Source organism: Streptomyces sp. NPDC044106 (assembly GCF_056433985.1).
The window spans coordinates 28,068-53,314 of record NZ_JBWKFZ010000025.1 but is presented as its reverse complement, the minus strand read 5'-3'; the positions used below and the strand labels follow the sequence as shown (position 1 = coordinate 53,314).

Sequence of the window (25,247 nt, the reverse complement as noted above, 5' to 3'; positions counted from 1 at the left end):
TCGATTGACGTTGCTCGTCAATCGACGCGACGCGCGCGGGGTGGCCGGAGCAGGCTGAGGTCATCGCAGGGCACGGCAGCGTCGCCGTGGCCGACGGCCCGCACAGGTGCCACCCCGCCCGAGAACCCCCACCCGCGTCCAATGACGGATTCCGCGGCACCACCTGCCCACGAGTGTCCGTTAAGTACCATTTATTCCGAGAGGTGTTCCGTCATGAGCGTCACCCAGCAGTTCCTCCTCGACAGCTACCGCGCCGCACAGCACGGTGCGCCGATGCCGCCGGCGCCCGGCCGGGACGACTGGCAGGCCGTCCGTGAGGTCCGTGACTACGGACGCTTCCGCGCCGTCGTCGAGGAACGCCCCGCGCACGGCAGGTTCCGCGCCGCCCTGGCCCGGCTCGCCCGCGGCGGCAGGCTCAGCGGGGGAGCCGTCGCACGAACTCCGCGACCGCTTCCCTGACGTCGTCGGCCGTCCACTTCAGGCCCTCCTCGGTCACGGTGACCTCCGTGACCGAGAGGCCCGGCGGCCCGTCAGGGAACCAGCGCCTGAAGAGCAGGGTCCCGGTCTCCTCCGCCTGCCCGAGAGCGGCCTCGTCCAGTACGTCCTGCGCGTACGGCAGCCACACCTGGAACTGGTGGGTGTGCGGGCGCTCCGGGTGTATGCGGGACCAGGCGACCCCCGCCGCCGCGAACCCCTTGTGCAGCGCCTCGGCGACCACGCGCGCGTGGGCCACGTATTCGGGCAGCCGGGGGAGCGTGTGCTTGAGCCCGAGAAGGGCCGACACCGCGGCCGGGAACTGCTGGAACACCTGACCGCCGTAGCGGTGGCGCCACACCCTCGCCTCCTCCACGAGGGTGCGCGGACCGGCCAGCGCGGCGCCGCTCAGACCCTCCAGGGACTTGTAGAACGACACGTACACGGAGTCGGCGAGCCCGGCGATCTCCGCGAGGCCGCGGCCGAAGTGCGAGGTGCACTCCCACAGGCGGGCGCCGTCGAAGTGCACGACCGCGTCCCGCTCGCGGGCCGCCGCCACGACCGCCTCGAGCTCGTCCCACTCCGGCAGGACGAAGCCGGTGTCCCGGAGAGGCAGTTCGAGCATCAACGTCCCGAAGGGCTCGGGGAAGTCCCGCACCTCGTCCGCCGTGGGCAGCCGCGGCTCACCCGTCGGATGCACCGTCCGCAACCCGCTGACCACGGAGAAGGCGCCCCCTTCATGGACCTCGGGGTGCGCCTTGGGATGCAGCGCGACCGTCGCGTTCCCCGTACGGCCCGCCCAGCAGCGCATCGCGACCTGCTGGGCCATGGTGCCGGTCGGGAAGAACGCGGCGTCCTCCTTGCCGAGCAGGCGGGCGACCTCGCTCTCCAGGGTGGCGACGACGGCGTCGCCGTAGACGTCGGCGGGCTCGTCAGGGCCGACCACCTCGGGGGCCGCGGCCGCCAGGGCGGAGAGGCGCTCGACGAGCGGGACGTACACGGAGCCGCGGTGCAGCGTCCGGGGCGCGCTCACGGCGACGGCGCGACGGCGACGGGTCGCCTCGGACTCGGAGTATGGCTCCGGCTGCTCTTGGGGCGTGCTGTGGGCGGGCATCCTCCGAGCATGACCCCGTCCACCGCCACCGGTCACATGATTAACCACAGCCTGTGGACAGCGAAGACGCGGCACCAACCGATCGCGTTAGCATGACGAGAAATCGTCCGGTACCCCGAGCGGACTGGAACGGAAGGCGCCGCCGCGTGAACGCATCGCATCAGCCAGACCCGCGGGACCGCCCCGCGAGGCTCACCGTAGGAGTCGTGGGCGCGGGCCGGGTCGGCCCCGCGCTCGCCGCGTCGCTGCAGCTCGCCGGGCACCGCCCGGTGGCCGCGTCCGGCGTCTCCGACACCTCCGTACGACGAGCCGCCACCCTGCTGCCCGACGTCCCCCTCGTCCCGCCCGCCGAGGTGCTCGACCGCGCGGACCTGGTGCTCCTGACCGTCCCCGACGACGCCCTGCCCGGCCTCGTCGAGGGCCTCGCGGAGACCGGGGCCGTCCGCCCCGGCCAGCTGCTCGTGCACACCTCGGGGCGGTACGGCACGCGCGTCCTTGAGCCCGCCCTGCGCGCCGGCGCCCTGCCGCTCGCACTGCACCCCGCCATGACGTTCACCGGCACCCCCGTGGACGTCCAGCGCCTCGCCGGCTGCTCCTTCGGCGTGACCGCGCCCGAAGAGCTGCGGCTCGCCGCCGAGGCCCTGGTCATCGAGATGGGCGGCGAGCCCGAGTGGATCGCCGAGGAGAGCCGCCCGCTCTACCACGCGGCCCTCGCCCTGGGCGCGAACCACCTGGTCACCCTGGTCGCCGAGGCCATGGACCTGCTGCGTGACGCGGGCGTCGCCGCTCCCGACCGGATGCTCGGCCCGCTGCTCGGCGCCGCCCTGGACAACGCGCTGCGATCGGGCGACGCGGCGCTCACAGGCCCCGTCGCGCGCGGGGACGCGGGCACCGTCGCCGCGCACGTCGCGGAGTTGCGCGCGCACGCCCCGCAGACCGTCGCCGGGTACATCGCGATGGCCCGCGCCACCGCAGACCGCGCCCTCGCCCACGGCCTGCTCAAGCCGGAGCTCGCCGAGGACCTCCTCGGAGTCCTTGCCGACGGGGCCGGCGGCCCGGGCGGCGTCGGCGGCACGGGAGGAGGAGACCGGTGAACGCCACCCTTCTGGACACCGCCGAGTCCCTGCGCACGCGCACGCGTGCCGGGCGCCGGGCCGTCGTCATGACCATGGGAGCCCTGCACGACGGCCACGCCTCGCTGGTCCGCGCCGCCCGCCGTATCGCGGGCCCCGAGGGCGAGGTCGTCGTCACGGTCTTCGTGAACCCCCTGCAGTTCGGGGCGGGCGAGGACCTGGACCGCTACCCCCGCACCCTCGAAGCCGACATCAAGGTCGCCGAACAGGCGGGCGCGGACGTCGTGTTCGCCCCTTCCGTGGACGAGGTCTACCCCGGCGGCGAGCCCCAGGTCCGGATCGGCGCGGGCCCCATGGGCACCGTCCTCGAAGGCGCCACGCGCCCCGGCCACTTCGACGGCATGCTCACCGTCGTCGCCAAACTGCTCCACCTCACCGCGCCCGACGTGGCGCTGTTCGGGCAGAAGGACGCCCAGCAGCTCGCCCTGATCCGCCGCATGGTGCGCGACCTCAACTTCCCCGTGGAGATCGTCGGCGTCCCCACCGTCCGCGAGGACGACGGCCTGGCCCTCTCCAGCCGCAACCGCTATCTCTCCCCGGCCGAGCGGCGCACCGCCCTCGCCCTGTCCCAGGCCCTCTTCGCGGGCCGCGACCGGCACGCCGCGCAGGAGGCCCTGCGCGCGCGGGCCGCCAGCGCCCCCGCCACCCGCGCGCGGGCCGCCGCCCTGAGCGAGATCGGCGAGTCCCGCGCGGCGGCCGACGCGCACGCCGTGGCGCACTCCGCGGAGCCCTCCGCGAGCGACGGCCCCGCCGCCGTCGTCACGGCCGCCCGGCTCGTCCTCGACGAAGCGGCCCGCCTGCGGCCCCCGCTGGAGCTGGACTACGTGGCGCTCGTGGACCCCGCCGACTTCAGCGAGGTCCGCCTCGGGCACCGCGGCGACGCCGTCCTCGCCGTGGCCGCGAGGGTCGGCTCGACGCGACTGATCGACAACATCCCGCTGACGTTCGGAGCCGCCGTATGAGCACCACCGGAATCCGGCTGCACGCGCCCGCCCCCGGCTGGTCCCTCGAAGCCGACGTCGTGGTCGTCGGCTCCGGAGTGGCCGGCCTCACGGCCGCCCTGCGCTGTTCGGCCGCCGGCCTGAAGACGGTCGTGGTGACCAAGGCCCGCCTGGACGCGGGGTCCACCCGCTGGGCGCAGGGCGGCGTCGCCGCGGCGCTCGGCGAGGGCGACACCCCCGAGCAGCACCTGGACGACACCCTCGTGGCGGGCGTGGGCCTGTGCGACGAGGAGGCCGTGCGCACCCTCGTCACCGAGGGGCCCGACGCCGTACGCCGCCTCATCGAGACCGGCGCCCACTTCGACACGGACGCCGAGGGCGCCATCGAGCTGGCCCGCGAGGGCGGCCACCACCGCCGCCGCATCGCGCACGCGGGCGGCGACGCGACCGGCGCGGAGATCTCCCGCGCCCTCGTCGAAGCAGTCCGCGCCCGGTCCATACCCACCGTGGAGAACGCACTCGTCCTCGACCTCCTGACGGACGCCGACGGCCGCACCGCGGGCGTCTCCCTGCACGTCATGGGGGAGGGCCAGCACGACGGCGTGGGCGCCGTCCACGCCCCCGCCGTGGTCCTCGCGACCGGCGGCATGGGCCAGGTCTTCTCGGCGACCAGCAACCCGTCCGTGTCCACGGGCGACGGCGTCGCGCTCGCCCTGCGCGCGGGCGCCGAGGTCTCCGACCTGGAGTTCGTGCAGTTCCACCCCACGGTGCTCTTCCTCGGCGCGGACGCGGAGGGCCAGCAGCCGCTGGTCTCCGAAGCGGTCAGGGGCGAGGGCGCGCACCTCGTGGACGCCGACGGCGTGCGCTTCATGGTCGGACAGCACGAGCTCGCCGAGCTCGCCCCGCGCGACGTCGTCGCCAAGGGCATCACGCGCCGCATGCAGGAGCACGGCACCGAGCACATGTACCTGGACGCCCGGCACTTCGGCGCCGACATGTGGGAGAACCGCTTCCCGACGATCCTCGCCGCCTGCCGCGCCCACGGCATCGACCCCGTCACCGAGCCCATCCCGGTCGCCCCGGCCGCGCACTACGCCTCCGGAGGCGTCCGCACCGACCGGCACGGCCGCACCACCGTCCCCGGCCTGTACGCCTGCGGAGAGGTCGCCTGCACCGGCGTCCACGGCGCCAACAGGCTCGCCTCCAACTCCCTGCTCGAAGGCCTGGTCTACGCCGAGCGCATCGCCGACGACATCGCGGCGCGGCACGCGGAGAACGCCCTGCACGCGCGCGTGCCCGCCCCCGCAACTCAGCCCGGGACGCCGACGCACCCCCTGCTCCCGCCCGAGGCCCGCTTCGCCATCCAGCGCGTCATGACCGAGGGCGCCGGAGTCCTGCGCTCCGCCGACTCCCTGACCGAGGCCGCGGACCGTCTCGCCCGCATCCACGCCGAGGCGGCGGGCGCGCTCGCCGAGCACGGCAAGACCGCCGAGCCCGGCGTCGACACCTGGGAGACCACCAACCTCCTGTGCGTCGCCCGCGTCCTGGTGGCCGCCGCCCTGCGCCGCGAGGAGACCCGTGGCTGCCACTGGCGCCAGGACCACGCCGACCGCGACGACGCGGCCTGGCGGCGCCACATCGTCGTACGCCTGAATCCGGACAGGACCCTGGCGGCGCACACGACCGAGACCCACGACTTCCCTCCGACCCGTCCCAGTCCCCAGGAGCAGTGACCGTGAGCACCCCCGACGACCTCCCCCTCGCCACCCCCTCAGCAGCCGGCGGCGGCTGCGGCGACGCCTGCGGCTGCGGCGGCGGTGACGAAGCGTTCGACCCCCTGGAGTGCGGTCTCGACCCCGCCCTCGCGCGACTCCTCGCCGAGGCGGGCCTCGACCCGCTGCAGATCGAGGACATCGCGCACATGGCCATCGAGGAGGACCTGGCCGGCGGCGTGGACGTCACCACGGCCGCCACCATCCCCGAGGACGCGGTGGCCACCGCCGACTTCGCCGCGCGCGAGCCGGGCACCGTGGCGGGCCTGCGCGTCGCCGAAGCGGTCCTCTCCGTGGTGTGCGAGGACGAGTTCGAGGTCGAGCGGCACGCGGAGGACGGTGACCGGGTCGAGGCGGGCGACGTCCTGCTGAGCGTCACGACCCGCACCCGCGACCTGCTCACCGCCGAGCGCAGCGCGCTGAACATCCTGTGCCGCCTCTCCGGCATCGCGACCGCCACGCGCGCGTGGGCGGACGCGCTCGACGGCGCGAAGGCGAAGGTCCGCGACACCCGCAAGACGACGCCCGGCTACCGCGCCCTGGAGAAGTACGCGGTACGCATGGGCGGCGGCGTCAACCACCGCATGTCGCTCTCCGACGCGGCCCTGGTCAAGGACAACCACGTGGTCGCGGCCGGCGGCATCACGCAGGCCTTCAAGGCCGTCCGCGAACACTTCCCCGACCTGCCGATCGAGGTCGAGGTCGACACGCTGCACCAGCTGCGCGAGGTCGTCGACGCGGGCGCCGACCTGATCCTCCTGGACAACTTCACGCCCGGCGAGACCGAGGAGGCCGTCGCCCTCGTGGCCGGCCGCGCGCTCCTCGAATCCTCCGGCCGCCTCACCCTGGAGAACGCCCGCACGTACGCGCAGACCGGCGTCGACTACCTCGCGGTCGGCGCGCTCACGCACTCCTCCCCGATCCTCGACATCGGCCTCGACCTGCGGGAAGCGGTGCGGGACTGATGCTGCTGACGATCGACGTAGGGAACACCCACACCGTCCTCGGCCTCTTCGACGGTGAGGACATCGTCGAGCACTGGCGCATCTCCACCGACGCGCGCCGCACGGCCGACGAACTCGCCGTGCTGCTCAACGGCCTGATGGGCATGCACCCGCTGCTCGGCGACGAGCTGGGCGACGGCATCGACGGCATCGCGATCTGCTCGACGGTCCCCTCGGTCCTGCACGAGCTGCGCGAGGTCACCAGGCGCTACTACGGCGATGTGCCGGCCGTCCTCGTCGAACCGGGCATCAAGACCGGCGTCCCGATCCTCATGGACAACCCCAAGGAGGTCGGCGCCGACCGCATCATCAACGCGGTCGCGGCGGTCGAGCTCTACGGCGGCCCGGCGATCGTCGTCGACTTCGGCACCGCCACGACCTTCGACGCGGTCTCCGCGCGCGGGGAGTACGCCGGCGGTGTCATCGCGCCCGGCATCGAGATCTCCGTGGAGGCGCTCGGCGTACGCGGCGCGCAGCTCCGCAAGATCGAGCTGGCCCGCCCGCGCAGCGTCATCGGCAAGAACACGGTCGAGGCCATGCAGGCGGGCATCCTGTACGGCTTCGCGGGCCAGGTCGACGGAGTGGTGAACCGCATGGCGCGCGAACTCGCGGGCGCGGGCGGCGACCCCGACGACGTGACGGTCATCGCGACGGGCGGTCTCGCGCCGATGGTGCTCGGTGAGGCCTCGGTCATCGACGAGCACGAACCGTGGCTGACGCTGATCGGTCTCCGCCTCGTCTACGAACGGAACATCACCCGTACCTGACCGATTGCCGACGCCGTCGTGTGCACAACCCTCCGCCATCTGCAAGAGTCTGCGCAGGGACGGGACTTGGCGGGTGTGGGCGGGTTGGTACGGATGAGGCGCAAGAGACGAGTGAGCGTGGCGTTGGCCGCGCCGGCACTGGCGCTGGTGGCTGTCATCGGCGCCCCGACGTCCGCCATGGCGCGGTCCGCCTCCCCCGCGATGGCCGGGGCGGGCGCGGGGATCCTCCCCTGGCTCGCCGTGGCGGCGGTCGCCGTGCTGGGCATCGGGGCGGTGGCCTACGCGGTGGCCCGCCGGGCGGAGTAGCCGTCCCGGTCGGAGTGGCCGTCCCGGTCGGAGTGGCCGTCCCGGTCGGAGTGCATTGGCTTGCCCTGGCCCCGCTCCCCACCCAACGCGCCGTGAATTGGCGTTAAGCCGATTTTGTCCGTTTAGCGCGTATCGTCAGTCCATGCCCACGCCATACGGATCCCGGGGCGGCATGGCCTTCAGCGCGGAGGAGCTGCGTGTGCTCCGTCGCGCTCTGGCGCTCGCCCTGCACCCCAGCCCCGCCTGCGACGACGACGTCCAGGACTGTCTCCGTCTAGCCGAATCGGTCGACGAAGCGGTGCGCGAGGGCGCCAGGCTACGTGCCTTCCTCGTGGCCGACCTCGCCCGCTACCGGGCGGCCCTGCCCGGCACCGCGTCCGGTTACCTGGCCCTCCTCGACGACGTCCTCGCCACCGGCTACCAGCCCGGCGTCGACGACCTCGCGGCTCTGCGTGCCCTGCGCGGCAACCCGGTCGCGGCCGCCCTCCTCGACCGCTGCCGCGTCCTCGCCGAACGGTCCGTGCGCGCCCGCCTCGCGGGCCGCGCCGTCCCCGCACAGGAGCGGGCCGCCCTCCCCGTCCCGGCCCCCGCGTCCCGCACCACCCGCCTCCTCGCCCTGCCCGGCGCCAAGAGCGAGCCCGCCGAGCGCCGCCCTGCCCCCGCCCCGGCGCCGCCGCGCCCGGTCCCGACCCCGGCGGAGGTGTTCCCGCCCAAGCGCCGCCCCGAGACACCCGAGGGTCCGCCGCGTCAGCTCGCGGCGGGCTAGCTACCCTGGGGGCATGGACTACGTTTCCGCGCTCGTGCCCCCCGTAGTGATGGCCGTGTTCTTCATCGGTCTCATCGTGACGATCGTGAAGACCCAGGGCGGTGCCAACAAGGCCAAGGAGGACGCGGCCGTCGACGCCGCGATCAGCCGCGCCGAAGCGGCCCGCCGGACCCCGGAGGCAGGCGGCGCCTGAACGGCCGCCGCATCCCGCCCCACCCTGCCCCACCCCGCACCCAGGCGTACGACTCGCGTGCCTTTCGAGTCGTACGCCCTTTTTGTTGCGGAAATTAGTGGTACGCCACGTCCCTCACGCATCACGCCAATAGTGACGTCTCCCACTATTGTTCAACTGTGCCTCGTCCATTGGGAGAACTCGAAGACTCAGTCATGACGCGGGTGTGGAAGTGGAACCGCCCCGTGACCGTTCGAGAAGTCCTGGAAGACCTTCAGCAGGAACGGTCCATCGCGTACACGACCGTGATGACCGTTTTGGACAATCTCCATCAGAAGGGCTGGGTGCGCCGCGAAGCGGAAGGCCGCGCCTATCGATATGAGGCGGTCTCCACTCGCGCCGCCTACGCCGCCGCACTGATGAACGAAGCCTGGTCGCGGAGCGACAACCCGGCGGCGGCGCTGGTCGCCTTCTTCGGCATGATGTCCGAGAGCCAGCGCGAAGCGCTGAGCGACGCGATGCGTATCGTCCAAGGCCCGGAGAACCCCGGTGCCGCGGAGCGCGCCGCAGAGCGATAGCGTCCGCTCATGCCAGCAGAGGTCCCCGAACGCAGCGAACTCAGCGAACTCAGCGCAAAAGCGGTCTCGGTCCGCAGGGCGCGAACCTCCGATGTGCCGGCCGTGCGCGGGCTCCTCGACTCCTACGTCCGCGAGCGGATCCTCCTGGACAAAGCGACGGTCACGCTTTACGAGGACATCCAGGAGTTCTGGGTGGCGGAACGCGACGACAACGCGGAGTTGGTCGGCTGCGGGGCTCTGCACGTGATGTGGGAAGACCTCGCGGAAGTGCGCACGCTCGCGGTGAATCCGGTGGTCAAGGGGGCCGGAGTGGGGCATCAGCTGCTGGGCAAGTTGCTGCAGACCGCCCGTTGGCTCGGAGTCCGCAAGGTTTTCTGTCTCACCTTCGAAGTCGACTTCTTCGCGAAGCACGGCTTCGTGGAGATCGGTGAGACTCCGGTCGACGGAGATGTCTACAGCGAGCTCCTGCGTTCCTATGACGAGGGCGTCGCGGAGTTCCTGGGCCTCGAACGAGTGAAACCGAACACCTTGGGCAACAGTCGGATGCTTCTGCACCTGTGATCGTCCGACCGTAACGCCCGGGCGTAAGGCGGGGACGTAACGTCACGCCGTATCGGACCCCCGTATCAGCACCAGTATCGTCACGTCGTATCGACCCCCGTATCGGCCCCGTATCGGCCCCCGGTATCGGCACGTCCGTATTCCTGGCAGCCAGCATGCCCCGGTCGTCTATGTCCGAAACGCGCACGTTTCCAGGCTTCTAGGGGTGCCAGGTCTCTCCCAGGGGTTTGTGTTTTTCCGGCAAAAGCGGTTTGCTTTCCGACGTACTGCAGTACTGCATATAACAGGGGCCGGGGAATCGGCGGCGTACGTCGTGCGGCCCGGTCTCACAGTTATCGATGAAAGGAAATCCGGTGGCACAGAAGGTTCAGGTCCTTCTTGTCGATGACCTCGACGGTGGCGAGGCAGACGAGACCGTGACGTTCGCGCTGGACGGCAAGTCCTACGAGATCGACCTCACCACGGCCAACGCGGACAAGCTCCGTGGCGCCCTTGAGGACTTCGTCAAGGCTGGTCGGCGCACCGGAGGCCGTGGTTCCGGCGGCCGTGGCAAGGCCCGCGCGGCGACGTCGGGCGGCAGCCAGGACACCGCCGCGATCCGCGCCTGGGCGAAGGAGAACGGTTTCGAGGTCAATGACCGCGGCCGTGTTCCCGCTTCGATTCGCGAGGCCTACGAGAAGGCCAACGGCTGACGGCTGCGACGCCGCAACCGGACCCGGTGGCATTGAGTCGCCGCCGTGTCCACCAGCCGTACGAGACCGGAGCCCACGGCGGGGTCGCTGTGGAGCGCGGACCCGTCACCCCCCATCGGGGACAGGGACGGCAGCGCGGGCAGCGTCGGCTCCACCTCACAGCCGGGCTCCGGGGGCCGCAGCCAGACGGCGGCCCCCCAAGAGCCGGACAAGCCCGGGGGTGCGGGCGCCTCGATCCGCCCACCCGCCCCGATCGCGGTGAGGCCGAGGGGAATGTCCCCCCACTCCAGCCAGTCGAGCAGGCCCGGCAGCTCCTCCGCGCTCCCCGCGCTCACCAGGAGTCGCATCGTTTCCCCGCGCAGTGCCACCGGAGCCTTCGGCCCGAGGTGGCGCAGCGCAGCGAAGCCCGCCTCCGCCGGCAGTTCCAGGACGTCGAAGCGCAGCCCCGTCACCAGGAACACCGGGCCGGGGCCGGGGACCGTCGCCCAGCCGAGCTCGTTCTCGTACCACTGCCGCACCGGGTCGCTCTGCTCGACCGGCACACGGGGCTGAGGAACTGTGGGGGCCATGTCCTGGCAACAGCCGAGAGGGCGCAAGGGTTACGGAAAGTATCGGCCCGGATGCGTTACGTGGTCGATGAGGGGGCGTAAAGGGGTATCCGGGGATGCAAGGGTGTTCGCCCGTAGCTGAGGGAACCGGGGCGCGCCGCATGGAGTGTCAGTCCCGACGGGTAAGACATCCCTAGTGGGAAGGGGCGACACGCAGTCTCGGACGCCGTACGTTCGCCATCGGCGTAGTGCTGGTGAGGGTAACTGTCTGGCCTGCGGGAACATCGTCTCGCACCATCGGGTTGATGCTGTTGTCGGCGTTCGAGGTCAGGACTTCCCCTGCGAAGGGGGCCGGGTGTCGGCAGTTGGAATGAGCGGTCCCCGCTTGCGGGACTAAGCTGCGGAAGGACAGGGAGGGGACCGACCCCTTACTGCCTGACCGCTCTGAGGAGCGATTAACGATGTTCGAGAGGTTCACCGACCGCGCGCGGCGGGTTGTCGTCCTGGCTCAGGAAGAAGCCCGGATGCTCAACCACAACTACATCGGCACCGAGCACATCCTCCTGGGCTTGATCCACGAGGGCGAGGGTGTCGCCGCTAAGGCCCTGGAGAGCCTCGGGATTTCGCTCGAGGCGGTCCGCCAGCAGGTGGAGGAGATCATCGGTCAGGGCCAGCAGGCCCCGTCCGGGCACATCCCCTTCACCCCCCGTGCCAAGAAGGTCCTGGAGCTCTCGCTCCGCGAGGCCCTTCAGCTGGGCCACAACTACATCGGCACGGAGCACATCCTGCTCGGCCTGATCCGCGAGGGCGAGGGCGTCGCCGCCCAGGTCCTGGTCAAGCTGGGCGCCGATCTCAACCGGGTGCGGCAGCAGGTCATCCAGCTGCTCTCCGGCTACCAGGGCAAGGAGACCGCCACCGCCGGCGGTCCTGCCGAGGGCACGCCCTCCACGTCCCTGGTCCTCGACCAGTTCGGCCGGAACCTCACCCAGGCCGCTCGTGAGTCCAAGCTCGACCCGGTCATCGGGCGCGAGAAGGAGATCGAGCGGGTCATGCAGGTGCTGTCCCGCCGTACGAAGAACAACCCGGTGCTCATCGGTGAGCCCGGCGTCGGCAAGACCGCCGTCGTCGAGGGGCTCGCCCAGGCCATCGTCAAGGGCGAGGTGCCCGAGACCCTCAAGGACAAGCACCTCTACACCCTCGACCTCGGCGCGCTGGTGGCCGGCTCGCGCTACCGCGGTGACTTCGAGGAGCGCCTGAAGAAGGTCCTCAAGGAGATCCGCACCCGCGGCGACATCATCCTGTTCATCGACGAGCTCCACACCCTGGTGGGTGCGGGCGCCGCCGAGGGCGCGATCGACGCCGCCAGCATCCTCAAGCCGATGCTGGCCCGCGGTGAGCTGCAGACCATCGGCGCCACCACGCTCGACGAGTACCGCAAGCACCTGGAGAAGGACGCGGCCCTTGAGCGCCGCTTCCAGCCCATCCAGGTCGCGGAGCCGTCGCTGCCGCACACCATCGAGATCCTCAAGGGTCTGCGCGACCGTTACGAGGCCCACCACAGGGTCTCCATCACGGACGAGGCGCTGGTGCAGGCCGCCACCCTGGCCGACCGGTACATCTCGGACCGCTTCCTCCCCGACAAGGCGATCGACCTGATCGACGAGGCCGGTTCCCGGATGCGCATCCGCCGGATGACCGCGCCGCCGGACCTCCGCGAGTTCGACGAGAAGATCGCGGGCGTCCGCCGCGACAAGGAGTCCGCGATCGACTCGCAGGACTTCGAGAAGGCCGCCTCGCTGCGCGACAAGGAGAAGCAGCTCCTGGCCGCCAAGGCCAAGCGCGAGAAGGAGTGGAAGGCCGGCGACATGGACGTCGTCGCCGAGGTCGACGGCGAGCTGATCGCCGAGGTCCTCGCCACGGCGACGGGCATCCCGGTCTTCAAGCTGACCGAGGAGGAGTCGTCCCGCCTGCTGCGCATGGAGGACGAGCTCCACAAGCGTGTCATCGGCCAGAAGGACGCCGTCAAGGCGCTCTCGAAGGCGATCCGGCGTACGCGAGCGGGTCTGAAGGACCCGAAGCGTCCCGGCGGCTCGTTCATCTTCGCGGGCCCGTCCGGTGTCGGTAAGACCGAGCTGTCCAAGGCGCTCGCCGAATTCCTCTTCGGCGACGAGGACGCGCTGATCTCCCTCGACATGTCGGAGTTCAGCGAGAAGCACACGGTCTCGCGGCTCTTCGGTTCGCCCCCCGGTTACGTGGGTTACGAAGAGGGCGGCCAGCTGACCGAGAAGGTCCGCCGCAAGCCGTTCTCCGTCGTCCTCTTCGACGAGGTCGAGAAGGCCCACCCGGACATCTTCAACTCGCTCCTGCAGATCCTGGAGGACGGTCGCCTGACCGACTCCCAGGGCCGGGTCGTCGACTTCAAGAACACGGTCATCATCATGACGACCAACCTCGGCACCCGGGACATCTCGAAGGGCTTCAACCTCGGCTTCGCGGCCCAGGGCGACACGAAGTCCAACTACGAGCGGATGAAGAACAAGGTCAGCGACGAGCTGAAGCAGCACTTCCGCCCGGAGTTCCTGAACCGCGTGGACGACGTCGTCGTCTTCCCGCAGCTCACGCAGGACGACATCCTCCAGATCGTCGACCTGATGATCACCAAGGTGGATGAGCGCCTGAAGGACCGGGACATGGGCATCGAGCTCTCCCAGTCCGCGAAGGAGCTGCTCTCGAAGAGGGGCTACGACCCGGTGCTCGGCGCGCGTCCGCTGCGGCGCACGATCCAGCGCGAGGTCGAGGACACCCTCTCCGAGAAGATCCTCTTCGGCGAGCTGCGTCCCGGTCACATCGTGGTCGTCGACACGGAGGGCGAGGGCGAGACCGCCACGTTCACCTTCCGCGGCGAGGAGAAGGCGGCGCTGCCCGACGTGCCGCCGATCGAGTCGGCCGCCGGTGGCGGCGCGGGCCCGAACCTGAGCAAGGAGGCGTAGCCCCCGGGCACGCTTCGAAGGGGCTGCCCCGGACCGTTCCGTACGGAACGGTCCGGGGCAGCCCCTTTTCTGCGTCTGCGTCTGCGCGATGGCCCTCAGGCCGTGATCGTGACGCCCTCCGGCACGTTCCGTACGCGCGGCAGGCGCGGGTTGACGCGCAGGACACGCAGGCCGGGGAGGCGGGCCAGCCACGCCATGTCCGGGTCGGGCAGCTCGGCGTTGATCCACAGGTGCGTGAGAGGTCCCGGGACCAGGCCCGCGAGCAGCTCCTCGGTGCGCATGATGCCGGCCACCTGGATGCGGGGCCGCCCGCCGAGTTCCCGCAGGGCCGCGAGCTCGGCCGCGTCGGACACGGGGAAGTACAGGCCCTCCGGGTCGAGGTGGGCGATGATCTCGCGCGCGTACCGCTCGGTCTCGAAGTGGCGCCAGGGGCGGGCGAGCTCGGTGCGGATGGCCAGTGAGGAGCGGGTGCGCAGCCGGGCCAGGTAGTCGATCGCCGCGTCGTCCTGCACGCGGGTCGCGGTGATGGCCAGGAGCAGCGCCTGCTGGTCACCGGGTACCTGCTCGGGCTCCGGCAGCTGCTCAAGGACGATGGGGCCGACCCAGCCGAGACTGCGGGCGCCCTGCTCGGTGGTGGGGCGCAGGAGGTTCTTCGTGCGCCGGTGCACGAGTTCCTGCATGGCCGGGTCCAGCTCGCTGACGTGCTCCAGGCAGGCCGCGGCCATCAGGCGCCGGTGGTTCACGTGCGGCCTGCGCAGGTGGGGCGCGGCGGCCAGCAGGTGCTCCAGGAAGTGGGCGCATTCGTCGGGGCGGGCGTGGGCCGCGGACATCCGGATGACCTCCTCCCACTCCGGCTGGTGGGCGTGGTCGACGAGGGTGTGCAGATGGCCGCGGGCCACGATCTCCTTGGCGGCCAGGTAGTCCTGGAAGGTCCGGTGGATGAACTCGACGGAGATGCCGGCCAGTTCGCGCAGCAGTCCGGTGCGGTGCAGCAGATGGCGGAAGATCTTCTCGCCGTCGCCCGCGGCGCGGGCCGAGGGGATGGCGGGCAGCGCCGCGTCGAGGACCTCGACGACCCGCCCGCGCGGCAGTTCCGAGACGCCCTCCGCGAGCATGGCGTGGGCGAGTTTGCGCAGCAGGAGTTCCCGGGCGCCCTGCTGGAGGCGTACGTCGTCCGCGTAGAGCACGTCGCGTTCGGGGTCGCGGCGTTGCAGGAGCATCTCCAGGGCGGCGTCGTAGAGCTCCTTGCGGCCCTTGGGCAGGGAGCCCGAGCGGTCGCGGTTGAGGGCGCATATCAGACCGCACATCAGCGGGTTGGTGGCGAGCTGGCGCAGCTCGCGGTAGATGCGTACGGAGTGCAGGAGGCGCTGCTCGTACTCCTTGAGGTCGTCGCGGTCGGGCTGCTCCCCGTACTGGTCGTCGCCCATCGCGGCGCTGTGCCAGTCGCGGATGAAGCGGGTGACCTGGTCGCGGGACATCGGGGCGAGCGACAGCTCCGTGAAGCCCTCCTCGGCGAGGCGCTCCTGGGCGAGCCAGCCGTCCTCCACGGCGGAGGGGCGCGAGGTGACCAGGCAGGCGGTGCCTGAGAAGACGCGGAGGAGCCGGCGGAGCTGGTCGCGCAGGGCGCCGCGGGTCTCCTCGGGCGCCTCGTCGATGCCGTCGACGAGGAGCAGGGCGCGGCCCGCGAGGAGCGTGCGCACGACCCAGCCCTCGGGTTCCCGCCCGGCCAGCGGATGGCGCACGGCGCGCAGGAAGTCGTCCGGGGCGGGGAAGCCCTCGCGGGCGAAGCGGCGTACCGGCAGGACGAAGGGGACCCTGGCTCCCTCGCGGGCGGCGGCCACCGCGAGCCACTGCACGAGGGTCGTCTTGCCGGAGCCCGCGACACCGCGCAGCAGGACCCGTTCGTGGCCCTCCAGCGCCCGGTCGGCGAGGAGCACCGTGCGCTGCTGGGCGCCTGTCACAGGGCCGCCGGGGTGCTCCTCCGCCTGGAGGCTGAGGTAGGTGTCCTCCAGGGGCCAGCGGTCGGGCGCGTTGGCGAAGTCGACGCCGACGATGGTCAGCCAGCCGTGCTGGCGCACGACCTCCTGCGCGTACGCGGCCTCGAAGTCGGCGTCCTCCTGGGAGGGCTGGGGGCGGCGGGCCGCGGCGGCGGCCTCGGCGTCGTTGAGGTCGACGAGTTGGCGCACCCGGCTCGCGCGCTCGGGCAGGTGCCGCTGGATGTACGGGGAGCGGCGCACGAGGTGGTGCAGGACGTGCAGGCAGACGGCGACGAGCAGTTCGTCGTGGAACCAGGCGGCGTCGGGGGAGAGGCGGCGGTCGGCGCCCTGGACGGCGCCGCGCAGCCGCCTGGCGTAGTCCTGGGGCCCCAGGCGCACGGCGTCGGCGTCGGTGAGGTCGAGTTCGCCGATGGCGAGCAGGGTGCGGGTCAGCACGTCGGCCACGGCGGGAAGTTCGCGGGTGGGCGTGGAGTGCGTCTCGGCGGCGAGCTGGATGAACTCGGCGGCGGTGCGGTGGACTTCGTCCGGGTCGGCCGGGGCGTCGGGCCCCCGCCAGGTGGCGAGGGCGGCGATCAGGTCGGGGGTCTTGGGGGGCCGGGGCGGGACGCGGAACAGCCGCTGCACGAGGGGGGCGGAGAGGGTCGACGGGGTGCGTACTACGGGCTCCATGGGCATCGCGGTCCCTGGGTCGGGTCGTGCCGTAGTCGGGTCGTGCCGTGGTCTGGTGGTGCCGTGGTCTGGTGGTGCCGTGGTCGTGCGTGGTCCGGTGTGCCGCAAGAGGGCGTGCCGCAGACGGGCCTGCCGCAGGAGCCAAGCCTAGGTCAAGCGCGCCTGCGCGGGGGCTGGTTGAGCTGCACACCGGGCGGTATCCGCTGCGCGGTCGCGGCGCTCACCTCGGTGCCCATGTCGACGACGGCGAGGTGGGGGAAGGCCGAGAGCCAGGCGAGGCCCTCCACGGGGTGCGGCGCGTCCAGGGCGAGGCGGACGAGCTGCTCGGGCACGATGAGTTCGACGAGGTCCTCGACGCGGTAGGCGCCGACAACCTTGATGCTGGGCCAGCCGCCGATGGAGCGCAGGGCGCGCAGGTCGTCGGGGCCGTGCGCGGGGACCATGGGGCGCTGCGAAAGCCGCATGATGATCTCCCGGAGGTAGAGCTCCCGGTCGTAGAACGTCCAGGACGCCGCGAGGGCCAGCTGCACCTTGCGGTCGGGGTGGTCGCGGAAGCGGGTCAGGAAGTGCAGCGCGGCCGGGCTCGCGACCTTGGCGGCGGCCAGCGGCACCAGGTACGCGATCTCGTCGTCGACCTCGCCGGGCCCGGGCAGCAGGCCGAGTGCCAGCTCGCTGCCCACCTCCGCCAGGTCGTACGCCTCGCGCTCCGACCTGGGCGGCACGAGCGAGCGCAGGCCCTCCTCCACCAGCGCCCGCACGGCAGGCGCCACCTCCGCCGCGTACGGCAGCGAGGCCGCCGCGAGCAGTTTGGCGTGCGGACTGCCGCGCTCCACGAGGCGCCGCAGCATCTGTTCCGCCTCCTTCGGCCGCGCGTGCGCGACGGCCAGCAGGATGACGTCCTCCCACTCGGCCGCGTCGGCGTGGCTCAGGAGCAGGTCGAAGTCCAGCTCCTGCACGGCGAGGCGGGAGCCCAGGTAGTCCTGGAAGGTGCGGTGCAGGAAGTGCACCCGGCCCTCGGCGGGCTCGCGCAGCAGCCCCGACCGCAGGAGCAGCGAGCCGTAGACGCCCTCGCCGCCGCCGTCGAGACCCATCGAGGGCGCCGCGTCGCCGAGGATGTGCACGGCGTCCGAACGGTCCATCTCCGCCCGGCTGTTGCGGATCAGCCACCACGCGAGCTTCTGGAGCAGCTGGATCTGGATGGCGAACGGGATCCGCGACCCGGACGAGGGATACAGCTCCCGCTCCACGTCCCGGCGCTCCAGGAGCATCGTCAGCGCGGCCTCGTACAACGACTTCCTGTCCTGCGGCAGAAAACCCCGCCGGTCGCGGTGGAGGGCGCAGAGCATGCCGCACATCAGCGGATTCGTGGCGAGCCGGTTCAGCTCGGAGGCCGCCCGCACCGACTGAAGGAGCGCCTCGCCGACCGACTCCTCGACGCCCGCCGCACGGTGCCAGCGGTGGACGAACGTGGCGACGTCGTCCCGCCCCATCGGCGAGAGCGTGAGCTCGGCGAAACCGGTGGCGTCCAGCCACTTGTCGGGGACGGCGGACGGGCGGGACGTGACGAGCCACAGATTGCCCGGGAACGTACGTGTCAGATCCCGCAGCCAGCGCTTGGCCGCCGCGCGCCGGTCCTCGGAGATCTCGTCGAGGCCGTCGACGAGCAGCACGCCGCGCCGCGCCCGCAGCACCCGCTCCACCCAGCCCGCCGGCTGCTCCCCGGCGACCAGGCATCCGACGGCGGCCAGGAAGTCACTCGGAATGGGCAGTTCCGCCCCCGTCCTGACGATCCGCCGCATCGGCAGCACGAACGGCACGCGGCCGATGAGGTGCGTGAGCCCGTGCGCGTACGTCCGGTCGGCGGCCGTCACCGCCAGCCACTGCACGAGCGTGGTCTTGCCCGACCCGGCGACGCCGCGCAGCAGCACGTGGTCGTGGTGGGCGAGGACCCGCTCGGCGGCCACCCGCGTCCCGCCCTCCTCGGGCTGCTCCTTGGTCGCCTCCAGGCTGAGGTAGGCGGCGTCCAGCGGCCATTCGCTGGTCCCCGCGTAGACGTCGAGACCATAGATGGTGAGCGTGCCGTGCCGCTCCACGATGTACGCCGCGTACCGCGCCTCGAAGGCGGCGTCCGCGCTCGACTGCGACGGCAGCCGTTCGAGGAGTACGTCGATGGCGGTGACGAGCCGCGCGAGCTGCTGGCTCTGCGCGGTCTGGAGCCGGGCGATGTACGTGGAGCGCTGCGTGAAGAAGTTCAGGATGTGCAGGGACGCGGTGTGCAGCAGCCGCTCGTAGAAGATCTCGGCGTCGGCGCTCAGCGCGAACGTGACGACGACCACGGCGGAGTTCGCGCTCAGCCTGCGCGCGAACTCCTCGGGCCCGAGGGCGACGGCCTCGTAGTCCTCGATGGTGAGCGTCCCGAGCCCGGCGAGCGCCCGCGCGAGCGCGTCCCTGACGGCGACGGCCTCCCCGGCGTCCACGGGCCGCTCGCCGGGTCCGGCGGCTTTCAACGCCCTGCGCACCAGCTCATCGGCGATCTTCTCGACGTCCTTCGGCGTGACGCCGCGCTTCTCGCCCCTGAACGAAACGAGCGCGGATATCCGCACGGGCTTGGCGACCAGCCCCGCCCCCGGCTGATCCTTCACGAAGAGCTTCTTCACGAGCGGCGCGACCGCACTGGAGGCGAGACGGGCACCGAGGGCTCCGGGGTCGACCATGTACCGAGGGTAGGCCAACGGGGCTTGTGGTCGCCGCAGTTACGTCATGCGCGGGCGGCACCCGGCGAGGGCTGGACCCCATCGATGGCGTCCTGCACCACGCGGGCCAAGTCTTCTTCACTGGGCACCAATTCCCGCTCCTTCGGGGCGAGCGTGGAGTACGAGGTGAGGGCCATCGGGTTGCTGCCGGCGTCGAGGGCCAGCTGGACGGCGGCCTTGTTGTGGCGGGCCCCGATGAGGAACCCGATGGTCGCGTCCGTCCGGCACGGTCGCGGCGAAGTTGTTGGTGGCGGCGCCCTGGGTGAGGTGCAGCCCCTGGTGGATGAAGCGGTCCAGAATGGCACGGGACCAGCCGTTGCGGACGGCTTGGGCGGCGTAGAAGTCCAGCTCGGACGGGGTGTCCAACTTGGTCATGAGGACGGTGATGTGTCCCCAGGGCAATTGTGCAACGGGTTGTTGCGCAATTGCTCGCGGCCACGTGCGGGCCATCTTCTGGGGCTGGGGCGCGATTGGGGTCACGTCACCCGAACGGTGTGGTCGGACGAGGTGAGGGTGCGTATCAGGGCGGCGAAGGCGGTGGGGCTGGTGGTGAGTGTGGTGGCCGGGGCGTCGCTCTCTTGGAGGTGGATCCGCCCGGTGTGGTGTGCGGCCACGTAGACGCAGTTCGCCTGGTCGCCGCTGAAGGAGGACTTCTGCCAGTCGAGAGTGCTCATGCTTGTGCTCCCAGGAGGGTGTACAGGATGTGTTGGACGAGGCCCAGCGAATCCCGTGTTCCGTGCTTGACGGGGATCACCGTCGTGTCGATCGCCGGGAGTGCTGCTGCGCCGAGCCGTTCAAACTGGCGGCGGTACTTGGTAACGGTGTCTTCCCCGTGGAGGAACATCGACTGCGCGGGATGTTCCATCAGTACGGTCTCCAGCGCGCCGCCATGCGAGGCGGAAACCCTCGGCCTCGGCCACCTGGGGGACGCCGCCGCTCTCTGCACCTCCGAGCTTGCGGGGTGACACCCGCGGGAGTTGGCAAAGGCGTGTGGTTTCAGCTCAATCGGTGAGGGGGTCGTAGGCGGTCACCCCGACCCGGGCGGGCAGGGCTTCCAGGCCGGTGGCCGTGGGAGTGGGTACGCGCAGGCGGCTGAGGGACGGAAGGCCTGCCAGGGGCGCGACGTCCAGCGTTTCGTGCCCCGGAGGGGTGAGCACGTTCACGTCGATGAGTGCGGGCAGGAGCGTCACGAGGCGGGCTACCGCGGCATCCCACACGCCCTTGGGGGACACGTGCAGCTCTGTGACGCCGGGCAGGGTCAGTCCGGGCGGCGCGGCTGCGAGGCTGTCGGACGACATGGTCAGCTTCGAGAGATGAGGGAGGCGGGCGAGGACACCCCACTGCGCGGCGTCCAGGCGGATCGAGGCGCTGAAGATGACCCAGTCCAACTCCCTCCATCGTTCCATGTGGTGGATGTCGGTCACGCTGTCGACGGCGTCCAGCAGCCCCAGCGTGCGCAGGGGCGCGTCGGAGGGGAACAGGGAAAGGTCCCAGGGCTCGTCGACGTCGATGATGCGCAGGTCGGTGAGGTCCCGCAGGGATGCCAGCGCTTCCGGGGTGAGGCGGGCCGGAGGAGTCTGGAGCATCAGGAACGTGGGCGCGCAGGCCACGAGCAGCCGAGAGGCGGTCTGCGGGGAGACTCCCGTACGCAGGTCCAGATATTTCGGCCGCACCCCCAGCCGCTCCAGTTCCGCCGCCTGGTCGTCGTTGAGGATCGTGAAGTGTGTCTCCCCGTCGTCGAGCTGGGTGATGACCTGGTCGGCGTACGCGCGACAGTCGTACCGGTGCCACCCCCACATCAGCTGGCTGCGTACGGCGAGACTCGGGTGCCGCGCGAACCGGGCCAGGAAAGGGATCGCCGCGTCCGACCGGACGCGGGTCGCGGTGATGGTCACGTGCCGGGCCCCGTCGTCGGTCAGTTCGTCCGGTCCCGGGAGCAGGTCGAGCACCACGGGGCCGGCATCCGCGAGCGCGCGGGCCTCCGAAGCGTTGCGCGGCGGAATCAGTGCCGCCGTCCGCCGCTCCACCTCCTCCCGCACCGCCGGCGCCAGCTCCGCCGCGTGTTCCAGGCAGGCCGCCGCCAGGAGATGGATGCGCTTCCTGGCCCGCTCGTCCGGGTGGCCGTCCCCGTACGCGAGCAGTCCGGTCAGGATCTCCGCCCGCTCACGAGGACGCGCCTGCGCCACCGCCATGCGGATGACGTCCTCCCACTGGTCGTCCGCGGCGTGGCGCGCGAGGAGCCCGAAGTCGCCCTCGTCGACCGCGGCCCGCGCGCCCAGGAAGTCCTGAAAGGTGCGGTGGACGAAGTGGACGGTGCCGGGGCCGGGTTCGCGCAGGAGGCCGCTGCGGTGCAGGAAGTGGGTGTAGACCGCCCGTGCGTCGCCGAGCACGACCAGCTCGGGCACCGCGGGCAGCGCGTCCGCGATGAGCGACTCCGCCCGCGAAACGTCCATCACCGTACGGCCGTTGCGGATCAGCCAGTACGCGAGCCGTTGCAGGAGCTGGAGCTGCGGTTCCTCGCGCAACTCCGGCACCGCCATGTGACGTTCGCGGTCGCGGCGTACCAGGAGCATGGAGAGGGCCGCCGTGTACAGGTCCTTGCGGCCCAGCGGCAGGAAGCCCCGCCGGTCCCGGTGCAGGGCGCAGATCAGGCCGCACATCAAAGGGTTGGTCGCGAGCCGGCCCAGATCCGGCTTGGACCGCACCGCTTCCAGGAGCTGCGCCTCGTACCGTGCGAGCGCGGCGTCCTCCTCGGGGACTCCGGTGGTCGCCGCCGCGTGCCATCGCTCGACGAAAGCCGCCACCTCCGTCCCGCGCATCGCGGAGAGCGTCAGTTCCGTGAAGCCCTCCTCGGTCAACCAGTCCTCGCGCACGGCCGAGGGGCGCGACGTCACCAGCCAGCGGTTGCCGGGGAACGCGTCGATGAGGTCGCTCAGCCAGGCGCGGGTCCGGGCGCGCTCGGCCTCCGGGATCTCGTCGATGCCGTCGATCAGGACGAGGGCACGGCCTGCCGTCAGGACGCGTGCCTCCCATCCCTTCGGCTGGGTCCCCGCGAGGGGGCACCCCACTGAGGCGAGGAAGTCCGCGGGGGCGGGCAGGCGCTCGCCGTGGCGGGTGAGGGTACGCAAGGGGAGTACGTAGGGGACGCGGTCGTCGAGGTACGTCATGTGCTTACCGGCGCCGCCGGGGTCAGCCATGTCCCCGCGCGCCGCGCCCACCGCCAGCCACTGCACGAGCGTGGTCTTGCCGGAGCCCGCCTCGCCCCGCAGGAGGACCCGGTCGTGGGTGGCGAGCGCCTGGTCCGCGGGGAGCGGGGGCGTGAGCTCGACGACCGCCACCTCTTCCGTGCGGTGCTCGGCCCCCGTCGCATAGCGGACCGTCTCCAGCCGTCCGGGCGCCACCGCCTCCAGTGACATGTAGGCCGCGTCCAGCGGCCACTTCCCCGGGGAGCCCGTCAGATCGATGCCGAAGATCGTCAGCTTGCTGTGCTTCTTCGCGACGTACGCGAGATAGCGGCGTTCGAAGGCGAGGTCCTCCGCGCCGGGCGTCGCCCCGCGGGCGATCAACTCGTCGACCTTCGCGATCAGCTCGTCCTGGCCCCGGCCCTGTGCGACCAGGGTCGCCGCCACGAACGTGGACCGCTGGGTGAAGAACTGCAGGATGTGCAGGCAGGCCCACTCGGTGACCGAGTCGAGGTAGAGGGCGGCGTCCCGGGAGAGCCCGGCGGCGGGGTGCGGGCCGCCGGCCGCCGCGGCGCGCAGGAGGTCGCGGGCCAGTTTCTGGTGGCCGAGTCGGACCGCCTGGACGTCGTCCATGTCCAGGTCACCGACCGCGAGCAGCACCCGGGCCAGGGCATCCGTGACCACCCTGTCCTCGTCCGGCGGGAAGGGACGCTCACCGGGGGAGGCCAGGGACTGCCGCACCAGCCGCTCCGCGAGACGGCGCACGTCCAGCTCGCCGAGCGTGCGTTTCTCCCCTTTGAACGACACCAGCGCGGACAGCCGCACCGGCCTCTCCACCAGGCCCGCCCCCGGCCCCTCCCGCACGAACAGCTTCTTGATCAGCGGGGTGATGGCGCTCGATGCCAGGCGGGTGCCGATGACCGCGGGATCCATGGGCGTGAGCGTAGCCCCGGTCACACTCGCGGCGGAGTGGATCCCGGGAGGCGGTGACATGGCGCACAGGACCTACGTCACGTACTAGGCGGAATAGTCGATGCCGAGAGGCGCCCGCTCGGGACCTTCGGCCCGCAAGCCCGGGGACCTCCGTCGCATCCGAGTGAGCCTGGTCCGTGACCGGGGGGTCAGGAACTCGCGGGCCGCCCGACGTGCGGTTGAGCCGGGGGCGGGGTCGAACATGGCCCTATCGGACTAAGGGGTAATTGTCCGGATTTCAGCTCCTCAAGAGGGCTAAATGCTCCCGCGCCGCTACGGCTTCGGGTAGTAGAAGGGGGGTTTGAGCATCCGTGGGGCGGGGGGTTACCAAGGGATGGCCGGCCCGGCGAAGCGCGGTCGGCGGGTGATCCACCCGCCCCGCCCGCCGGGTCCGTTCATGCCCCCCTCGGTCGTCGCGTCAGGCGTCGCCGTCGTACACCCCGGAGGACATCCTCATGCTCAAGCGCACCCAGTCTCCCCGCCCCGGCTCGTCGTTCCTCGGTGCCCGTGTGGCCGTGCTCGCCCTCGGCATCGGAGCGTCGGCGGTCCTCGGTGGTGGGGTCTCGGTCGCCGCAGGGGACACCAAGAGCGGTGGCGCGCTGTCCGGCGTCACCGCGAACCCGGTCAAGGCGCAGGCCGCCGCGCAGGCGAAGAAGGCCGAGGCTCAGGCGAAGAAGGCCGAGGCCGAGGCCAAGAAGGCCGCCGAGGTCAAGAAGGCCGCCGCCGCGAAGGCCGCCGCCTGGATCGACCCGGTCAAGAACTACACGCTCTCCGCGGCCTTCGGTCTCGGCGGCAACATGTGGGCCCACAAGCACTCCGGCCAGGACTTCGCCGTGCCGATCGGCACCTCCGTCGCGTCCGTGCACGGCGGCACCGTCGTCAAGGCCGGCCCGAACGGCGCCGGTGACGGACCCGCGTACGGCAACGCCGTCGTGATCAAGCACAGCAACGGCACGTTCTCCCAGTACGCGCACCTCTCCAGGATCGATGTCCGGGTGGGCCAGACCGTCGGCACCGGCCAGCACATCGCGGCCTCGGGCAACACCGGCAACTCCAGTGGCCCGCACCTGCACTTCGAGATCCGCACGACCCCGAACTACGGCACGGCCGTCGACCCGGTCGCCTTCCTCCACTCGGTGGGCGTCAAGGTCTGAGCAGTATGTGAGTACTAGGCGCCCGTGTGCGCCCGTGTCACCAGATCGATGGCGACCTCCAGGATGGCCTTGCGCTTCTCCTCGGGGTCGCCTTCGGCGTCCTTGAGCGCGAACATCCCGCCGTGCATGGTGAACAGCGCGCTGAAGCAGCGCACCTGGTCGGCCATCGGCGCGTCCGGATCCTTGAGGATCTCGTAGAGCCCGAACATGCGGTCCTTGAAGCTCTCGCCGGTCTTCAGGTCGCGCATCGTCGCCTGGTTCTCCTGCATGAAGCGGAAGAGCGGCGCCGCTTCGACGAGGATCTCGCTGTAGCGGCTCAGGGTCTCCTGCTTGACCTCCAGGGAGACCGGCCGCGGCTGCTCGTGGCCCCAGGCGATCAGCTCGTCGATGGGCCTGGTCAGGTCCTCGAAGATGCTGTTGAGGATGTCTTCCTTGGTCTTGAAGTGGTAGTACAGCGCCGCCTTCGTGACGTCGAGGCGCTCCGAGATCTCTCGCAGTGACGTCTTCTCGTACCCCTGCTCGGCGAAGAGTTCGAGGGCCACGTCCTGGATGCGCTGGCGTGTGTTCCCGCGGCGCTGCTGCTTGCTCATGCTCGTGCCCGTGCCCATCGGGATGCTCCTCGGCTCCACTGTACTTCGAATAACTTACTTGACGCCCGGCTAGTTGGGGGTCTACCTTCCCTCAGTGTAGTCAACTAGCCGG

At 71.4% G+C, this 25,247-nt stretch carries 23 protein-coding genes and 1 pseudogene; 14 read left to right on the top strand and 10 right to left on the bottom strand.

All coding sequences use genetic code 11. The features are described from left to right. The first annotated feature begins 213 nt into the window (after positions 1 to 213). A complete protein-coding gene (locus AC07DI_RS33450; RefSeq protein WP_384259161.1) occupies positions 214 to 459 on the top strand; it encodes a hypothetical protein in 246 nt (81 codons plus the stop codon). Here the strand turns inward: AC07DI_RS33450 and AC07DI_RS33445 are convergent. Continuing rightward, positions 416 to 1,588 carry a threonine aldolase family protein gene (locus AC07DI_RS33445; RefSeq protein ID WP_478908332.1) on the bottom strand — a complete coding sequence of 391 codons (1,173 nt, stop codon included), beginning with the start codon at positions 1,586 to 1,588 and terminating at the stop codon, positions 416 to 418. The genes AC07DI_RS33450 and AC07DI_RS33445 overlap by 44 nt on opposite strands. A 146-nt stretch (positions 1,589 to 1,734) precedes the next feature. Between AC07DI_RS33445 and AC07DI_RS33440 the strand changes: the two genes are divergently transcribed. The 11 genes from AC07DI_RS33440 to AC07DI_RS33390 all read left to right on the top strand — a co-directional run bounded on the left by AC07DI_RS33440 (position 1,735) and on the right by AC07DI_RS33390 (position 10,280). After that, a complete protein-coding gene (locus AC07DI_RS33440; RefSeq protein ID WP_478908330.1) occupies positions 1,735 to 2,682 on the top strand; it encodes a Rossmann-like and DUF2520 domain-containing protein in 948 nt (315 codons plus the stop codon). After that, positions 2,679 to 3,683 (top strand): pantoate--beta-alanine ligase, encoded by a 1,005-nt coding sequence (gene panC / locus AC07DI_RS33435; protein WP_478908329.1) that lies wholly within the window; start codon positions 2,679 to 2,681, stop codon positions 3,681 to 3,683. Before AC07DI_RS33440 ends, panC begins: the two co-directional genes overlap by 4 nt. Beyond that, positions 3,680 to 5,395, top strand: a complete 1,716-nt coding sequence (locus tag AC07DI_RS33430; RefSeq protein ID WP_478908328.1) for an L-aspartate oxidase — start codon at positions 3,680 to 3,682, stop codon at positions 5,393 to 5,395. Before panC ends, AC07DI_RS33430 begins: the two co-directional genes overlap by 4 nt. 2 nt (positions 5,396 to 5,397) lie before the next feature. Beyond that, positions 5,398 to 6,399, top strand: coding sequence for a carboxylating nicotinate-nucleotide diphosphorylase (nadC, locus tag AC07DI_RS33425; RefSeq protein ID WP_478908326.1), 1,002 nt, complete (start codon positions 5,398 to 5,400; stop codon positions 6,397 to 6,399). After that, a complete protein-coding gene (locus AC07DI_RS33420) occupies positions 6,399 to 7,205 on the top strand; it encodes a type III pantothenate kinase (protein ID WP_384259147.1) in 807 nt (268 codons plus the stop codon). Before nadC ends, AC07DI_RS33420 begins: the two co-directional genes overlap by 1 nt. 117 nt (positions 7,206 to 7,322) lie before the next feature. Next, complete coding sequence (locus AC07DI_RS33415; RefSeq protein WP_384259145.1) at positions 7,323 to 7,511, top strand: hypothetical protein; 189 nt, start codon at positions 7,323 to 7,325, stop codon at positions 7,509 to 7,511. Between the two features lie 172 nt (positions 7,512 to 7,683). Further along, on the top strand, positions 7,684 to 8,277 hold the full coding sequence (locus AC07DI_RS33410) for a hypothetical protein (protein WP_384259223.1): 594 nt from the start codon (positions 7,684 to 7,686) through the stop codon (positions 8,275 to 8,277). A 13-nt stretch (positions 8,278 to 8,290) separates the two neighbouring features. Continuing rightward, a complete protein-coding gene (locus tag AC07DI_RS33405; RefSeq protein WP_478908323.1) occupies positions 8,291 to 8,470 on the top strand; it encodes a hypothetical protein in 180 nt (59 codons plus the stop codon). A 170-nt stretch (positions 8,471 to 8,640) separates the two neighbouring features. Continuing rightward, positions 8,641 to 9,027 carry a BlaI/MecI/CopY family transcriptional regulator gene (locus AC07DI_RS33400; protein ID WP_384259140.1) on the top strand — a complete coding sequence of 129 codons (387 nt, stop codon included), beginning with the start codon at positions 8,641 to 8,643 and terminating at the stop codon, positions 9,025 to 9,027. Positions 9,028 to 9,036: 9 nt separating this feature from the next. Beyond that, a complete protein-coding gene (locus tag AC07DI_RS33395) occupies positions 9,037 to 9,588 on the top strand; it encodes an amino-acid N-acetyltransferase (RefSeq protein ID WP_384259138.1) in 552 nt (183 codons plus the stop codon). A 353-nt stretch (positions 9,589 to 9,941) separates the two neighbouring features. Then, positions 9,942 to 10,280: a histone-like nucleoid-structuring protein Lsr2 gene (locus tag AC07DI_RS33390; protein WP_384259135.1), complete on the top strand. Its 339-nt coding sequence runs from the start codon at positions 9,942 to 9,944 to the stop codon at positions 10,278 to 10,280. On the opposite strand, the gene AC07DI_RS33385 is transcribed toward AC07DI_RS33390, so the two are convergent. Next, complete coding sequence (locus AC07DI_RS33385; RefSeq protein ID WP_478908320.1) at positions 10,259 to 10,849, bottom strand: SCO3374 family protein; 591 nt, start codon at positions 10,847 to 10,849, stop codon at positions 10,259 to 10,261. The two genes, AC07DI_RS33390 and AC07DI_RS33385, sit on opposite strands and share 22 nt — an antisense overlap. 440 nt (positions 10,850 to 11,289) lie before the next feature. Between AC07DI_RS33385 and AC07DI_RS33380 the strand changes: the two genes are divergently transcribed. Beyond that, a complete protein-coding gene (locus AC07DI_RS33380) occupies positions 11,290 to 13,818 on the top strand; it encodes an ATP-dependent Clp protease ATP-binding subunit (RefSeq protein ID WP_384259130.1) in 2,529 nt (842 codons plus the stop codon). 95 nt (positions 13,819 to 13,913) lie between these two features. Here the strand turns inward: AC07DI_RS33380 and AC07DI_RS33375 are convergent, their stop codons facing one another. The 7 genes and pseudogenes from AC07DI_RS33375 to AC07DI_RS33345 all read right to left on the bottom strand — a co-directional run bounded on the left by AC07DI_RS33375 (position 13,914) and on the right by AC07DI_RS33345 (position 23,352). Then, positions 13,914 to 16,484 (bottom strand): NACHT domain-containing protein, encoded by a 2,571-nt coding sequence (locus AC07DI_RS33375; protein ID WP_384259128.1) that lies wholly within the window; start codon positions 16,482 to 16,484, stop codon positions 13,914 to 13,916. A gap of 152 nt (positions 16,485 to 16,636) precedes the next feature. After that, the gene (locus AC07DI_RS33370) at positions 16,637 to 19,198 is read right to left on the bottom strand and encodes an NACHT domain-containing protein (RefSeq protein WP_478908318.1); all 2,562 of its coding nucleotides are present in this window, start codon (positions 19,196 to 19,198) and stop codon (positions 16,637 to 16,639) included. 44 nt (positions 19,199 to 19,242) lie between these two features. Next, a complete protein-coding gene (locus AC07DI_RS33365; RefSeq protein WP_478908397.1) occupies positions 19,243 to 19,542 on the bottom strand; it encodes a hypothetical protein in 300 nt (99 codons plus the stop codon). A 22-nt stretch (positions 19,543 to 19,564) separates the two neighbouring features. After that, positions 19,565 to 19,687, bottom strand: a pseudogene (locus AC07DI_RS33360) (DUF1016 domain-containing protein); the annotation flags it as partial. A 26-nt stretch (positions 19,688 to 19,713) separates the two neighbouring features. Then, positions 19,714 to 19,911 carry a DUF397 domain-containing protein gene (locus AC07DI_RS33355; RefSeq protein ID WP_478908316.1) on the bottom strand — a complete coding sequence of 66 codons (198 nt, stop codon included), beginning with the start codon at positions 19,909 to 19,911 and terminating at the stop codon, positions 19,714 to 19,716. Beyond that, positions 19,908 to 20,183 (bottom strand): Scr1 family TA system antitoxin-like transcriptional regulator, encoded by a 276-nt coding sequence (locus AC07DI_RS33350; protein WP_478908314.1) that lies wholly within the window; start codon positions 20,181 to 20,183, stop codon positions 19,908 to 19,910. Before AC07DI_RS33350 ends, AC07DI_RS33355 begins: the two co-directional genes overlap by 4 nt. A 55-nt stretch (positions 20,184 to 20,238) precedes the next feature. Continuing rightward, positions 20,239 to 23,352 (bottom strand): NACHT domain-containing protein, encoded by a 3,114-nt coding sequence (locus AC07DI_RS33345; RefSeq protein WP_478908312.1) that lies wholly within the window; start codon positions 23,350 to 23,352, stop codon positions 20,239 to 20,241. A gap of 494 nt (positions 23,353 to 23,846) precedes the next feature. Here AC07DI_RS33345 and AC07DI_RS33340 point away from each other — a divergent pair, with 494 nt between their 5' ends. Continuing rightward, positions 23,847 to 24,545 (top strand): M23 family metallopeptidase, encoded by a 699-nt coding sequence (locus AC07DI_RS33340; protein ID WP_478908310.1) that lies wholly within the window; start codon positions 23,847 to 23,849, stop codon positions 24,543 to 24,545. Between the two features lie 14 nt (positions 24,546 to 24,559). Here AC07DI_RS33340 and AC07DI_RS33335 read toward each other — a convergent pair whose 3' ends face one another. Beyond that, complete coding sequence (locus AC07DI_RS33335; protein WP_478908308.1) at positions 24,560 to 25,153, bottom strand: TetR/AcrR family transcriptional regulator; 594 nt, start codon at positions 25,151 to 25,153, stop codon at positions 24,560 to 24,562. Positions 25,154 to 25,247: the final 94 nt, after the last annotated feature.

Excerpts from the sequence above, each read along its gene's own strand:
- AC07DI_RS33450 (WP_384259161.1), top strand. The coding sequence starts at position 214 with ATGAGCGTCACCCAGCAGTTCCTCCTCGACAGCTACCGCGCCGCACAG.
- AC07DI_RS33445 (WP_478908332.1), bottom strand. The coding sequence starts at position 1,588 with ATGCCCGCCCACAGCACGCCCCAAGAGCAGCCGGAGCCATACTCCGAG.
- AC07DI_RS33430 (WP_478908328.1), top strand. The coding sequence starts at position 3,680 with ATGAGCACCACCGGAATCCGGCTGCACGCGCCCGCCCCCGGCTGGTCC.
- AC07DI_RS33420 (WP_384259147.1), top strand. The coding sequence starts at position 6,399 with ATGCTGCTGACGATCGACGTAGGGAACACCCACACCGTCCTCGGCCTC.
- AC07DI_RS33410 (WP_384259223.1), top strand. The coding sequence starts at position 7,684 with ATGGCCTTCAGCGCGGAGGAGCTGCGTGTGCTCCGTCGCGCTCTGGCG.
- AC07DI_RS33405 (WP_478908323.1), top strand. The coding sequence starts at position 8,291 with ATGGACTACGTTTCCGCGCTCGTGCCCCCCGTAGTGATGGCCGTGTTC.
- AC07DI_RS33395 (WP_384259138.1), top strand. The coding sequence starts at position 9,037 with ATGCCAGCAGAGGTCCCCGAACGCAGCGAACTCAGCGAACTCAGCGCA.
- AC07DI_RS33385 (WP_478908320.1), bottom strand. The coding sequence starts at position 10,849 with ATGGCCCCCACAGTTCCTCAGCCCCGTGTGCCGGTCGAGCAGAGCGAC.
- AC07DI_RS33380 (WP_384259130.1), top strand. The coding sequence starts at position 11,290 with ATGTTCGAGAGGTTCACCGACCGCGCGCGGCGGGTTGTCGTCCTGGCT.
- AC07DI_RS33375 (WP_384259128.1), bottom strand. The coding sequence starts at position 16,484 with ATGGAGCCCGTAGTACGCACCCCGTCGACCCTCTCCGCCCCCCTCGTG.
- AC07DI_RS33370 (WP_478908318.1), bottom strand. The coding sequence starts at position 19,198 with ATGGTCGACCCCGGAGCCCTCGGTGCCCGTCTCGCCTCCAGTGCGGTC.
- AC07DI_RS33355 (WP_478908316.1), bottom strand. The coding sequence starts at position 19,911 with ATGAGCACTCTCGACTGGCAGAAGTCCTCCTTCAGCGGCGACCAGGCG.
- AC07DI_RS33345 (WP_478908312.1), bottom strand. The coding sequence starts at position 23,352 with ATGGATCCCGCGGTCATCGGCACCCGCCTGGCATCGAGCGCCATCACC.
- AC07DI_RS33340 (WP_478908310.1), top strand. The coding sequence starts at position 23,847 with ATGCTCAAGCGCACCCAGTCTCCCCGCCCCGGCTCGTCGTTCCTCGGT.
- AC07DI_RS33335 (WP_478908308.1), bottom strand. The coding sequence starts at position 25,153 with ATGGGCACGGGCACGAGCATGAGCAAGCAGCAGCGCCGCGGGAACACA.